This window comes from Pseudomonas sp. PDM21 (genome assembly GCF_014852505.2).
Classification (GTDB): domain Bacteria; phylum Pseudomonadota; class Gammaproteobacteria; order Pseudomonadales; family Pseudomonadaceae; genus Pseudomonas.
Genome location: NZ_CM181223.1, coordinates 5,409,849 through 5,422,709 on the forward strand (window position 1 = coordinate 5,409,849; position 12,861 = coordinate 5,422,709).

11 protein-coding genes are annotated in these 12,861 nt (G+C 66.2%); 7 read left to right on the top strand and 4 right to left on the bottom strand.

Going from position 1 to position 12,861, the window contains the following annotated elements:
- Window positions 1-58 precede the first annotated feature (58 nt).
- Complete coding sequence (gene pta, locus IB275_RS24975) at window positions 59-2,185, top strand: phosphate acetyltransferase (protein WP_192292074.1); 2,127 nt, start codon at window positions 59-61, stop codon at window positions 2,183-2,185.
- Between the two features lie 81 nt (window positions 2,186-2,266).
- On the top strand, window positions 2,267-3,175 hold the full coding sequence (gene yihG, locus IB275_RS24980) for a 1-acylglycerol-3-phosphate O-acyltransferase, YihG family (RefSeq protein WP_192292076.1): 909 nt from the start codon (window positions 2,267-2,269) through the stop codon (window positions 3,173-3,175).
- A gap of 65 nt (window positions 3,176-3,240) precedes the next feature.
- Here yihG and IB275_RS24985 read toward each other — a convergent pair whose 3' ends face one another.
- Both IB275_RS24985 and IB275_RS24990 read right to left on the bottom strand, forming a co-directional pair.
- On the bottom strand, window positions 3,241-3,954 hold the full coding sequence (locus tag IB275_RS24985; RefSeq protein WP_081516270.1) for a YiaD family glycine zipper/OmpA-like lipoprotein: 714 nt from the start codon (window positions 3,952-3,954) through the stop codon (window positions 3,241-3,243).
- An 85-nt stretch (window positions 3,955-4,039) separates the two neighbouring features.
- Window positions 4,040-4,681 carry an MBL fold metallo-hydrolase gene (locus IB275_RS24990; RefSeq protein WP_192292079.1) on the bottom strand — a complete coding sequence of 214 codons (642 nt, stop codon included), beginning with the start codon at window positions 4,679-4,681 and terminating at the stop codon, window positions 4,040-4,042.
- A 119-nt stretch (window positions 4,682-4,800) separates the two neighbouring features.
- On the opposite strand from IB275_RS24990, the gene IB275_RS24995 reads away from it, so the two are divergent.
- From IB275_RS24995 to IB275_RS25010, 4 genes are all read left to right on the top strand, one after another.
- Window positions 4,801-5,613, top strand: a complete 813-nt coding sequence (locus tag IB275_RS24995) for a LuxR C-terminal-related transcriptional regulator (RefSeq protein WP_192292082.1) — start codon at window positions 4,801-4,803, stop codon at window positions 5,611-5,613.
- A 183-nt stretch (window positions 5,614-5,796) separates the two neighbouring features.
- A complete protein-coding gene (locus tag IB275_RS25000; protein WP_192292085.1) occupies window positions 5,797-6,927 on the top strand; it encodes a class II histone deacetylase in 1,131 nt (376 codons plus the stop codon).
- Window positions 6,924-8,102 (top strand): MFS transporter, encoded by a 1,179-nt coding sequence (locus tag IB275_RS25005; protein ID WP_192292088.1) that lies wholly within the window; start codon window positions 6,924-6,926, stop codon window positions 8,100-8,102. Before IB275_RS25000 ends, IB275_RS25005 begins: the two co-directional genes overlap by 4 nt.
- 109 nt (window positions 8,103-8,211) lie before the next feature.
- On the top strand, window positions 8,212-9,534 hold the full coding sequence (locus tag IB275_RS25010; RefSeq protein ID WP_192292091.1) for an alginate export family protein: 1,323 nt from the start codon (window positions 8,212-8,214) through the stop codon (window positions 9,532-9,534).
- Between the two features lie 60 nt (window positions 9,535-9,594).
- Here IB275_RS25010 and IB275_RS25015 read toward each other — a convergent pair whose 3' ends face one another.
- Entirely contained in the window at window positions 9,595-10,611 is a 1,017-nt protein-coding gene (locus tag IB275_RS25015; RefSeq protein ID WP_192292094.1) for an AraC family transcriptional regulator, read from the bottom strand.
- A 121-nt stretch (window positions 10,612-10,732) separates the two neighbouring features.
- Here IB275_RS25015 and IB275_RS25020 point away from each other — a divergent pair, with 121 nt between their 5' ends.
- Window positions 10,733-11,572 (top strand): metal-dependent hydrolase, encoded by an 840-nt coding sequence (locus IB275_RS25020; RefSeq protein WP_081516440.1) that lies wholly within the window; start codon window positions 10,733-10,735, stop codon window positions 11,570-11,572.
- A 314-nt stretch (window positions 11,573-11,886) separates the two neighbouring features.
- Here IB275_RS25020 and IB275_RS25025 read toward each other — a convergent pair whose 3' ends face one another.
- On the bottom strand, window positions 11,887-12,825 hold the full coding sequence (locus IB275_RS25025) for an alpha/beta fold hydrolase (RefSeq protein WP_192292096.1): 939 nt from the start codon (window positions 12,823-12,825) through the stop codon (window positions 11,887-11,889).
- Between the last annotated feature and the right edge of the window lie 36 nt (window positions 12,826-12,861).

Sequence of the window (12,861 nt, forward strand, 5' to 3'; positions counted from 1 at the left end):
TTCATCGGTTGCGCCCCACAAGGGCACAGACCACTCCCGCACGGCTTAAGGAGCCCGGATGCACACTTTCTTCCTCGCACCCACTGGTTTCGGTGTCGGCCTGACGTCCACCAGCCTGGGCCTGATCCGCGCCCTGCAACGCGCCGGCCTGAAAGTCGGCTTCTTCAAGCCCATCGCCCAGCCCCACGCCGGGGATGACGGCCCGGAGCGCTCCAGCGAACTGGTCGCGCGCACCCACGGCCTCAACGCGCCTACCCCGCTGTCGCTGTCCAAGGTCGAACGCATGCTCGGCGACGGCCTGCTCGACGAACTGCTCGAGGACATCGTCGGGATGTACAACAGCGCCGCCGTCGACAAGGACGTGATGATCGTCGAGGGCATGGTGCCGACCAAGCACGCCAGCTACGCCGCGCGCATCAACGGCCATCTGGCGCGCAGCGTGGACGCCGAGGTGATCCTCGTCTCCGCACCGGACAACGAGACGGTGAGCGAGCTGTCCGACCGCATCGAGATCCTTGCCCAGCTGTTCGGCGGCCCGCGCGACCCGCACCTGGCCGGCCTGATCGTGAACAAGGTACGCGGCGGCGAAAGCGACGACCTGCCGCGTGACGCCGAAGAAGCCGCACGGCTGTTCGGCGAACGCCTGAAGGAGCATTCCCCGCTGCTGCGCGATGGCGACGTGCGCCTGCTCGGCTGCATCCCCTGGCAGGACGAGATGAACGCCCCGCGCACCCGCGACGTGGCCGACCTGCTGGACGCCAGCGTGCTCAACGCCGGCGACTACGAACAACGCCGCGTGCAGAAGATCATCCTCTGCGCACCCTCGGCGCCCAACACCGTGCACCTGCTCAAACCCGGCGTGCTGGTGGTGGTGCCGGGCGACCGCGACGACATCATCCTCGCCGCCTGCCTGGCCGCCATGAACGGCGTGCCGCTGGCTGGCCTGCTGCTGTGCTCGGGCCTGATGCCGGACGCGCGGATCATGGAGCTGTGCCGCAGTGCGCTGCAGAGCGGCCTGCCGGTGCTGACGGTGAAGACCGGCTCCTTCGACACCGCCGGCGACCTGTCGCGGATGAACAAGGAAATCCCGGTGGACGACCGCGAGCGCGCCGAGCGCGTCACCGAGTTCGTCGCCGAACACATCGACTTCGAGTGGCTCAAGGACCGCTGCGGCTCCCCCCATGAGCTGCGCCTGTCGCCGCCGGTATTCCGCTACCAGCTGACCCAGCGCGCCAACCGCGCCGACAAGCGCATCGTCCTGCCCGAAGGCAGCGAGCCGCGCACCGTGCAGGCCGCCGCCATCTGCCACGCCCGCGGCATCGCCCGCTGCGTGCTGCTGGCCAAGCCCGACGACGTACAGGCCGTGGCGCAGATGCTGGGCATCGTGCTGCCCGAGGACCTGGAAGTGGTCGACCCGGACCTGGTGCGCAGCCGCTACGTCGAACCCATGGTGGAACTGCGCAAGGGCAAGAGCCTGAACGCGCCGATGGCCGAGCAGCAGCTGGAAGACAACGTGGTGCTGGGCACCATGATGCTCGCCCTGGACGAAGTGGACGGGCTGGTCTCCGGCGCCATCCACACCACCGCCAACACCATCCGCCCGGCCCTGCAGCTGATCAAGACGGCGCCCGGCTACAACCTGGTGTCCTCGGTGTTCTTCATGCTGCTGCCCGACCAGGTGGTGGTCTATGGCGACTGCGCGGTGAATCCCGATCCTTCGGCCAGTGACCTGGCGGAAATCGCCCTGCAGAGTGCCGCCTCGGCGCAGGCCTTCGGCATCACCCCGCGGGTGGCGATGATCAGCTACTCCACAGGCGACTCCGGAACCGGCGCAGATGTCGAGAAAGTCCGCGAAGCTACGCGCATCGCGCAGGAAAAACGCCCCGATCTGTTGATTGACGGCCCCTTGCAGTATGATGCCGCCGCCATCGCCAGCGTGGGCCGCCAGAAGGCGCCCGACAGCCCGGTGGCCGGACGCGCCAACGTGTATGTGTTCCCCGACCTGAACACCGGGAACACCACCTACAAGGCGGTCCAGCGCAGTGCCGACTGCGTCAGCATCGGGCCGATGCTGCAGGGCCTGCGCAAACCGGTGAACGACCTGTCGCGCGGGGCGCTGGTGGACGACATCGTCTATACCATCGCGCTGACGGCGATTCAGGCAGACAGCAGCAAGGATGGCTGACTGACACGGCACGAGGGATGTGCCCAAGAACGCATCACGCGCCCGGCCGACCGGGCGCCTACGTACAAGGACCATTCCTCGATGTTGAGTTTCCTCCCGCACACCCTGCGCGGCATCCTCGCCACCCTGATCCTGGTGACGAGCACGCTGTGCTGGTGCATTCCGCTACTGGGCATGTCGATCATCAAGCTGCTGCTGCCCTTCAAGGCAGCGCAGCTGGCGCTGAGCAAGATCATGAGCGTGATCGCCGAAAGCTGGATCACCTGCAACAAGGGCTGGATGGACCTGGTCCGCAACACCGGCTGGAACGTGCAGGGCCTGCAGGGCCTGCACTACGACCACTCCTACCTGGTCACCAGCAACCACCAGAGCTGGGTGGACATCCTCGTCCTGCAGTACCAGCTCAACCGCCGCATTCCGCTGCTGCGCTTCTTCCTCAAGCAGGAGCTGATCTGGGTCCCGGTGATCGGCCTGTGCTGGTGGGCGCTCGATTTCCCCTTCATGAAGCGCTACACCAAGGCCTACCTCGCCAAGCACCCGGAGAAGAAAGGCAAGGACCTGGAAACCACCCGCAAGGCGTGCGCCAAGTTCAGCCGCATCCCGGTGGCGATCTTCAACTTCCTCGAAGGCACCCGCTTCACCCCCGCCAAGCATGACGAGCAGAACTCGCAGTTCCAGCACCTGCTCAAGCCCAAGGCCGGCGGCATCGCCTTCGTCCTCGACGCCATGGGCGAGCAGTTGCGTACCCTGGTCAACGTGACCATCCATTACCCCGACGGCCGTCCGACCTTCTGGTGCCTGCTGTCCGGACGCCTGCGCTCGGTGGTGGTGCGCTTCGAGGAGCTGGAAATCCCGCGCCAGTTCATCGGCAAGAGCTACGACCAGGACGAGGGCTACCGCGCCGAGTTCCAGCTGTGGGTGAACCAGCTGTGGGAACGCAAGGACCAGTTGCTGACCCAGTTGCACCGGGAATTCCCCGCCAAGGCCTGACCGCCCTTGCAGAACAGCAAGAACGAAAAAGCCCGCCAATCGGCGGGCTTTTTCATGGGCAGTGCTTACTGCTGGTACTGCTGGGTCTGCGCGTTGGGCAGGGCCTTCAGGTTCACTTCCACGCGACGATTCTGCGCGCGGCCGTTGACGTCGGCGTTGGACGCGATCGGCTGGTCCGGACCCATGCCACGGGTGCTGACGCGGGAAGCGTCGACGCCCTGGGAGGTCAGGTAGGCGGCCACGGACTGCGCACGGCGCTGGGACAGGTCCATGTTGTGCTGGCGACTGCCAGTGCTGTCGGTGTAGCCGACGATCTCGACGCTGTTCTGGTTGAACTCCTTGAAGGAGTTGGCCAGGTTGTTCAGCGGGGTGTAGAAGGACGGCGCGATGTTCGCCGAATCGGTGGCGAAGGTGATGTTGCCCGGCATGATCAGCTTGATGTCATCACCCTGGCGCTCGACCTGCACGCCGGTGCCCTGCATCTGCTGGCGCAGCTTGGCTTCCTGCTTGTCGGCGTAGTAGCCGTAGCCGGCAGCGGCGGCACCGATGGCGGCGGCGCCAATCATTGCGCCCTTGCCACGGTTGTCATGGTTGATCGCGGCACCGGCGACGGCACCGGCCAGCGCGCCCAGCGCACCGTACTTGGCAGTCTTGCTCATGCCGCCTTCGGCCGGCGGGGCCTGGGTGTTGGGGTCATAGGGGTTCTGGGAGGCGCAACCGGCCATGAGGGCAAAGGCGGTGGCAGCCGCAACCATGGACAGACTACGTGCGGTGAACATGTCGGATGACTCCTCGAAATAGCGAAACACCCATTAGCGGGCGGCAGGTTAGAGCTTAGGTCGTGCAAATAATTCCGTAGCAACCTTAAGCTCGGATGAAGGGATTCTCCCTCATCTCGTCGCCCAGGTTGGTATCCGGGCCGTGGCCGGTGACCACGGTCGCGTCTTCGTCCAGCGAGTACAGGCGCTCGCGAATCGAGCGCTCGATGGTGGCGTAGTCGCCGCCCCACAGGTCGGTGCGGCCGATGCTGCGACGGAACAGCGTGTCGCCGGCGATCAGCAACTTGTCCCTGGGGAACCAGAAGCTCATCGAGCCCGGCGTGTGCCCCGGCGTGTGCAGCGCCACGCCGCAACCGCAGGCCAGTTCCTCGTCATCGGCCAGCCACTGGTCCGGCGAAGGCACCGGAGTATAAGGGACGCCGAACATGCGGCATTGCATCTCCAAGTTATCCCAGAGGAACTGGTCGTCCTTGTGCAGGTGCAGGGTCGCGCCGGTCTTCTCCTTCATCTGCCCGGAAGCGAGGAAGTGGTCCAGGTGCGCGTGGGTGTGGATGATGCTGACCACCTTCAGCCCCAGCGCGTCGAGACGCTGCAGGATGAGCTCATGGTCGCCGCCCGGATCGACGACGATGGCCTTCTTCGTCAGCGGGTCGCCGATGATGCTGCAGTTGCATTGCAGGGGGCCGACGGGGAAGGTTTCGCGGATGAGGGTAGGCTGATCGGTCATCGGTTACTCCGGAGCGTTGAGCGGCCAGCGAAGCCGGCATGGCAGTCGGCGGCCGAATGGCACCCATATTGCAGCAACTCACCCGGAAAAGAACAAGATCGAATGCAGAGAGCACGCCGATGCAACTGAGCAACCTGCTGGCGACCCAGGCCAGTGCCAACTGGAACCAGAACCTGGCTCGGCTACTGGAGCACAAGGGCCACCCGGATTTCCCGGTGCTGCTGTCGCACAGCCTGCAACCGGTCCTGGCCCATGACAACGTGATCATCAAGGCGTACCGCGGCGACGGCTGCCCGCGCATTCTCTACGAGGACTACCCGGACCAGCTCCACGCCGAGTACATCGAGCGCTACCTCGACGGCATGTATCGCCTGGACCCGGTGTCGAACTCGATTCGCGAGGGCATGAGCAGCGGCATCCTGCGCATCAACCAGCGCACCAGCCAGTTGCACGGCAGCGACTACTACAAGCACTACTACCGCGAACTGCGCCTGGACGACGAGATCGACATTCTCTTCGACGACTGCGACGACACCGTGCTGGTGATGTCCATTGGCCGACGCCAGCGCCACCTCGCCAGCACCGCCGAACTGCGCGCCCTGCGCAACCTCTACCCGCTGTTGCGGTACCTGCTGGGAGGCTTCGCACAGAGCCGCGAAACCCTCGTCCAACCGGAAGAGCAAGACAGCCTCGCGCGGGCCCTGGCGTCCTTCGCGGGCGGCCTGCTGACGCCGCGCGAGCAGGAAATCGCCCGGCTGATGCTGCAGGGCAACTCCAGCAAACTGATCGCCCGCCAGCTGAACATCAGCCAGGCCACCGTCAAGGTGCATCGGCGCAATCTCTATACGCGACTCGGCGTGCGCTCCGAACTGCAACTCTGCGACCTGTTCCTGCGCCACTCCGCCAACGGCCTGCTGCCCTTGCCGCGCTGATCCGCCCCTACCCACCCCACATCAGCCGTGTTCCCGCCGGGAACACGGCTGCCTGCTGTCCGGCGGGGGCCCTACCCCCACGGGTGTATTTACCCTCCCCCGGCCCCTTCCTACTCTCGCCGTGCCTTGCCCAGTCCCGCTGCGCACGCTGCAACATCCCGAACAACAACAAGGATCAAGCCAATGACCACGGCATTCGTCTGGCACGAACACTACATGTGGCATGACACCGGCAACTACGCCGGTCTGTTCACTCCCGGCCTGGGGATCCAGCCCGGCCTGCATTTCGAGAACGCCGAAACCAAGCGCCGGCTGAAAAACCTGCTGGACGTCAGCGGCCTCGGCGAACGCCTGCTGGCGGTCAAGCCGCTGGCGGCGACCGAGGAGCAACTGCTGCGGGTACACACCCCCGGCTACCTCGCGCAACTGCAGGAACTCAGCGCCGGGCGTGGCGGTGACGCCGGCGACAACACGCCTTTCGGCCACGGCAGCTACGACATCGCCCGGCTGTCCGCTGGCGGTGTGATCCAGGCGGTCAAGCACGTGCTGCGCGGCGACGCGCGCAACGCCTATGCCCTGGTGCGGCCGCCGGGCCATCACGCCGAAGCGGACCGCGGCCGCGGCTTCTGCCTGCTGGCCAACGCCGCCCTGGCCGCCCATGTGGCGATGGCCGAACACGGCCTGGAACGCATCGCGGTGGTCGACTGGGACGTGCACCACGGCAACGGCTCGCAGAGCATTTTCTGGGAAGACCCGCGCGTGCTGACCATCTCCCTGCACCAGGAAGGCAACTATCCCCAGGACTCGGGCTTCGTCGACGAACAGGGCGCTGGAGCCGGCCGCGGCTTCAACCTCAACGTGCCGCTGCCGCCCGGCTGTGGCGAAGGCGCCTACCTGCATGCCTTCGACGAGATCGTGCTGCCGGCCCTGCGCGCCCATCGCCCGCAACTGATCCTGGTGCCCTGCGGCTTCGACGCCGGCGCCCACGACCCGCTGGGGCGGATGATGCTCCACGGCGATGCCTACCGCGCGCTGACCGCCAGGTTGATGGCGCTGGCCGACCAGCTCTGCGATGGCCGTCTGGTGCTGTGCCACGAAGGCGGCTACGAGCCCAACTCGGTGCCCTACTTCGGCCTGGCCGTGATCGAGACGCTCAGCGGCATTGCCACTGACATCCGGGACCCGCACCTGGAGGCGATGCGCGCCCTCTCCGGGCAGCCCCTGGCTGCGCACCAGCGGCAGTGGATCGCCAGCCTGCGCGCCCGCTACGACAGCCCCTTGCTCCCGGCCAGCCGGCAAAAGGTGGAAGCATGAACACCCTCACCGCTCCCCTGGTGCTCAATCCGGTGCAGCAACGCCTGCGCCTGCTGGCGGTGGTGCTGTTCTCCGCCATCGGCCCGCTGGTGCTGCTCACCGCACCGGCCCTGGCCAGTCGCTATATCGCCGAACTGGGCCTGGACAACCGCCAGGTCGGCTTCCTGTTCAGCATGGAACTGGGGGCCATGGCGATCTCCACCCTCCCCACCTACTTCTGGATGCGCCGCTACAACTGGCGCCGGATCGCCGCGATCGCCGCTGCCGTGTTCCTTCTCGGCAACCTGCTCAGCGCCGTGCTGATGAGCACGGCGGCACCGTCCTATCCCTTGCTGGTAGCGCTGCGCTTCCTCACCGCGTTCTCCGAGGCGGCGCTGGTGCTGGTGTGCCTGGGCACCGCCGGCACCTTGCCGAACGCGGCGCGGGCATTCGGCCTGTGGGTCACCGGCCAGCTGGTGCTGGCAGCCCTGAGCCTGCAGTTCATGCCGTGGCTGTTCAGCCATTGGCGCGTCGCCAGCTTCTTCCTGCTGATCGCCTTGTTCACCGCCGCGTGCCTGCCGTTGATCCGCTCCCTGCCTGCGGGCAGCGACAATCAGGCCGAAGCCCTGCCGCCCAGCCAGGCGCGCGCCGCGCTGGGGAAGATCGCCCTGGGCATGAGCGCGATCTTCCTGTTCTACCTCAGCCTCGCCGGCATCTGGACCTTCGTCGGCGAGCTGGCGCGGACTCAGGGCATCAGCGCCACGGACAGCTCCAGCGCCCTGGCCAGCGCCTCCCTGCTGGGCGTGGTCGGCGCTTCGCTGGCCAGCTGGATCGGCATCCGTGGCCGGCGTGAGTGGCTGCTCGCGCTGGGCTACCTGGCCATGGCGTCCAGCCTGATCGGCCTGCTGGGAGACGTCTCGCTGCTGCGCTACGTACTGGCGGCCTGCGCCTTCAAGTTCGCCTGGACCTTCGCACTGCCGTTCCTCCTCGCAGCCATCAGCGACTACGACCGCCAGGGCGGCAAGCTGGTGGTGCTGGCCAACCTGGCGATCTGCGGCGGGCTCGCCGTCGGTCCTTCGCTGGCGGCCTGGCTGCTCGGCGAGACGGAGAACTTCAGCCTGTTGTTGCAGGTCTCCGCAGCCATCTGCGCCCTGTCGTTCCTGGCGATCCTGCCACTGGCCCGCCGCCGCGCCTGACCCGCTCCACCGCAACCTCGCGCCTCCCTCCGGTGTGCCTTCGGGCACGCCGCGAGCGGTTGCGCCCTGAACTCCTGCCATCCCAATAACAACAGCGCAGAGCTCCCACATGAACAACCAGAACCTGGGTTCCTTATCCACGCTCCTGCTCGCCTCCCTGACGAGCCTCGCCCACGCCGACAGTCACTACGAGAACGGCGACCTGCAGGCGGACTTCAGCCTGAGCAGCGGCGCCACTTTCATCGACAGCCACAACGTCAACTTCGGCGCCGGCCAGCGCGACTATCGCAGCGGCGAGGTGAAGGGCGAGCGGGCCGTCTGGCAGGAAGCCTTCCTCAAACCGGAAGCCAGCTTCCGCTACACCCTGGACCAGGACCTGCGCCTGGTCGGCGGCGCCTCGCTGGTCGCCGCGCATACCTTCGGCGACGGCGACGCCGGCGGTTACACGCGCAACTCGGACGGCAAGACCTCACTGGAAGAACTCTATGCCGGCATTGAGCGTGGCCCCTGGCGCCTGACGCTGGGCAACCAGAACTTCCGCGTCGGCACGGGCTTCATCCTCGCCGACGGCAACCTCGACCTGCTCGGCGAAGGGGCGTACTGGTCCGGCCCACGCACCGCCTTCCGCGATGGAGCCATCCTTGCCTATCGCGGCGGCGCACTGTCTGGCCAGGCGTTCAGCGTGCGCAACGACGACGACCTTGGCGGTGCCCGCTTCAGTGGTGCCAACCTCGACTATCCCTTCCTGCGCGGCCAACTCGGCCTGATGGCGCTGAAAGTCAGCGACGTCGGTAGCCAGGCCAACCAGATAGCGCCGCGCAATGGCATGCAGGTGTACAACCTGCGCTGGCTGGACGGCGGCTTCGAAGCCCTGCCGGAGCTTTCGATCAGCGCCGAATACGGCCTGCAGACCGGCGAGGGCGAACAGGTGAGCTTTTCCGGCCACGCCTGGTATGTGCGTCTGGACTATGGCTTCGCCGACCTGCCCCTTCAGCCGAAACTGACCTACCGTTATGCACTGTTCTCCGGTGACGACGACCCGAGTGACGACCGCCGCAAGAGCTGGGACCCGCTGAGCAAGGCCTACACCGAGCGCGGCTCCTGGGTGATCGGTGATGTGGTCGGCAACTACCTGCTCAACGACAGCAACGAGCGTGTGCACATGTGGCGACTGGTCGGGCAGGTCGCGCCCGGCCTGAGCGCGGGCACGGTCTACTACCAGTTCTCGCTGGATGAGGAGAACTATTACGGCCAGCCGGTCAGCGACCGGCGCTTCGCCGACGAGGCGGCGGTGTACCTGGACTGGGCGGCGAGCAGCCAGCTATTCGCGACACTCTCGTACAACTGGGTGAAACCCAAGGCCGCCGCTCGCGAAGTGTTCGGCAACGATACCTTCGATGCCCTGCAACTTTACGTCGGCTATCGCTTCTGAAGCCGACGCAGCCCCAGTGGTCAGCGCAGCTGCCGGGCGGCAGCTGCGCCGGTCCCGGGGTCAATCCTCGCGGTAGTCGGTGGGCAGCTTGCCGGTCCACTTGCGGAACGCCCGGCGGAAGTTCGACGGGTCGTTGAAGCCCAGCAGCAGCGCGATCTCGTAGAGCGGCAGGTGGGTCGTGGTGAGGTACTGCAAGGCCAGGCGCTTGCGCACGTCGTCGAGCACTTCCTGGTAGGTGGTGCCCAGGTTCGAGAGATGCCGGCGCAGGCTGCGCCCGCTGGTGTGCAGGTCGGCGGCGACGCTTTCCAGGTCGGGGAACTCGCCGGGGCGCGCCAGCAGCAGGCGGCGGATGCGGGTCAGCAGGCCTTCCTGCACGTCCAGCGTAGCCAGCAGCGCCTCGCACTGCTGCTCGCACATCTGCACCGTGGCCGGGTTGGCCAGTGCCATGGGCCGCGCCAGGTACTCGCTGGGCAGGCCGATGAAGTGGAACGGCTGGTCGAACAGCACCTCGCAGCCAAACACCTCGGCGTAGCGTTCGGCGTAATCCGGCTCGGCATGGGCGAAGCCGACGCTGACACCCTGCAAGGGTTCGCCCACCAGGAAGCGGGCGATGGTGTGCAGGCTGGTCATCAGGCCTTCGGCGGCGAAGCGGCTGGTGGGGCCCAGCGGAATCGACTCGCTGGCGCGCAGGTAGGACACGCCGCCGTCTTCCACCATTTCCAGGTCATAGGCCAGGCCGAGCACGCGGTAGTACTTCAGGGCGAAGCCGATAGCGCGCCCGAGGTTGGCGCTGGACAGCACCGCATAGCCGAGGATGCCGTGGGTGGAGACGTTCAGCCGCTGCCCCAGCAACAGGCCGAAAGCCGGCTCGTTGCAGTACACCAGGGCGGTGCTGGAGAGCTGATGGAAGTCAATGAAGGACAGGCGGCCGTTGGGGCTCTGCAGCACCTCGGGGCGCACGCGGGCCAGTTCGAACAGGCGCACACGCGGCACGCCCAGCTCTTCGGCGAGGTCCAGGAGCGCCTGCGCATAGGCGACGGGCACCAGTTCGGCGGTGAAATTGAGCGGTTGTTTCATCATTCTTCTTATAGTGACCGCTGGCCGGATATGACCGGAAAGTTGGCAGACAATAACCTTGTGACGCTTTCCCTACAAGCCCAGAGTAATGACCATGGACAACCACAACAATGGAGCCGCCATGGCCAGCACCACCCCCGCAGGACTGGAGATCAAGCCCCGGCACATGGACTTCGATCTGCCCGATCCGCTGCCACGTCATTGGCACAGTGGAGACGCCTTCAAGTCCCATCTGTTCGACGCCATGTCGGTGCTGTTCCCCGACGGCGAGCGCTTCTTCATCGACTCGGTGCGGCAGTTCCGCGACCAGATCAGCGACCCGGTGCTCAAGGAACAGATCCGTGGCTTCATCGGCCAAGAAGGCCACCACAGCCGCGAGCACCTGACCTACAGCCAGCGTCTGCGCGACCAGGGCTACGACATCACCGCCATCGAGAAGCGCGCCCAGGCGCGCATCCGTTTCACCCAGAAGAAATTCCCGGCCAAGCGCCAACTGGCCGCGACCGCCGCGCTGGAGCACATCACCGCGATCATGGCCAACGGGCTGCTGACCGACCCGCGCACCATGGAAGGCGCCGACCCGGTGATGCAGCGCCTGTGGCGCTGGCACGCGCTGGAGGAAACCGAGCACAAGGCGGTGGCCTTCGACGTCTACAACCAGGTCTGCGGCAGCCGCAAGCTGCTGCGCCGGGCGATGCGCATGGCGACCTTCTTCTTCGTGCTGGATACCTTCCGCGGGTTGGTACACATGCTCAAGGTCGACGGCCTGCTATGGAACTGGCGCGTCTGGCGCGACGGCATCAAGTGGACCTGGGGCAAGCACGGCGTGTTCCGCCCGCTGCTGCGCGAGTACATGGACTTCTTCAAGTCCGACTTCCACCCCTGGCAGCACAACAACCTCGATGTGCTCTACGAGGTGCGCAAGGAGTACGACGCGCAGCCGATGGCTCACGCCGGCTGATTCGCGCTGCGCTTCGAACACCGCCCCGCTCTGTCGGGGCGGTTTCGTTTCCGTCCCCCTGTAGGAGCGAGCAACTGTCTTCTTCTGAAAATCCGTGCCTGGACTTTCCCTCTCCCTAACCCTCTCCCTTCAGGGAGAGGGTTAGGGAGAGGGCAGGCCTCCGCGCGGGACTTCACGTAGGAGCGGATTCATCCGCGATAGGCATCGCCCAGATGGAGGACGTGCCGACGGAAAACCATCGCGGACGGAGTCCGCTCTTACGCCCATGAAAAAGCCCGGCGCTTGGCCGGGCTTTTTTGTGGCGCGATGAGCAATCAAGCATGCAGGAAGCGCAACGCATCCGCCGCCGACTCCTCGGGGATTTCTTCCATCGGAATATGCCCCACGCCCGGATAGACCTTCACCTCGATGCCCGGCACGTCACGCTGCCACATCGGCACGTGGCGCGGCGAAATCCAGCGGTCGCGCTCGCCCCACATCAGCATCGTCGGCACCTTCAGCGCGGCAACTCGATTGGGCGTGGTGGGCAGTTCCTCGCGGTTGGCTTTCACCAGGACACGGAAGATATCGATCATCGCGCGGCGGTTACCCGGCCGGCGGCTGATGTCGTAGTAGCGGTCGATCACCCCCGGCTTGATGTTGCGCGCATCGCCGTAGACTTCCTTGATGCCCTGGGCCACCAGGGCGCGCGGCATCCACATCGGCATCATGATGCCGGCGCCGGGCAGCACCGCGCTGGCGATCATCAGCGGCACCTTCTGCATGTAGTAGCCGGCCGGATCGATGAGGATCAGCCGCTCGACACGGTGGGCGTTGACCAGCGCGTAGTTCCAGGCGATGTAGCCGCCCAGTGAGTTGCCGGCGATGGACACCTGCTTGAGGTCCAGGCGATCGAGGAACAGGCCGAACACCTTGACCAGGCGCTCGCCGTCGTACTCGCGGTCCTGGCCGCCGCCGGTGAGGCCGAAGCCGGGCACATCGAGGCGGATGATGCGGAAGTGCCGGGACAGTTCGGCGACCCAGCCGTCCCAGGTGTGCAGCGACGCCATCACGCCGTGGACCATCACCAGCACCGGCTTGTCCGGGCTGCCTTCGTCGCGGTAGTGGATGTCGAAACCGTCGACGTGGATGAACTTCGAGCCGGATTCGGGCGAGGCGTAGCGGGCCTTCAGTGCGGCCAGCGGCAGGGGGCCGAACCCATAGCGGGCCAGGCCCTCGGCCAGCGGCGGTTGCACAGACAATGTGGCGGTCATGGACGAGTGACTCCCGTGCTTGTTGTTCTAAAGCCC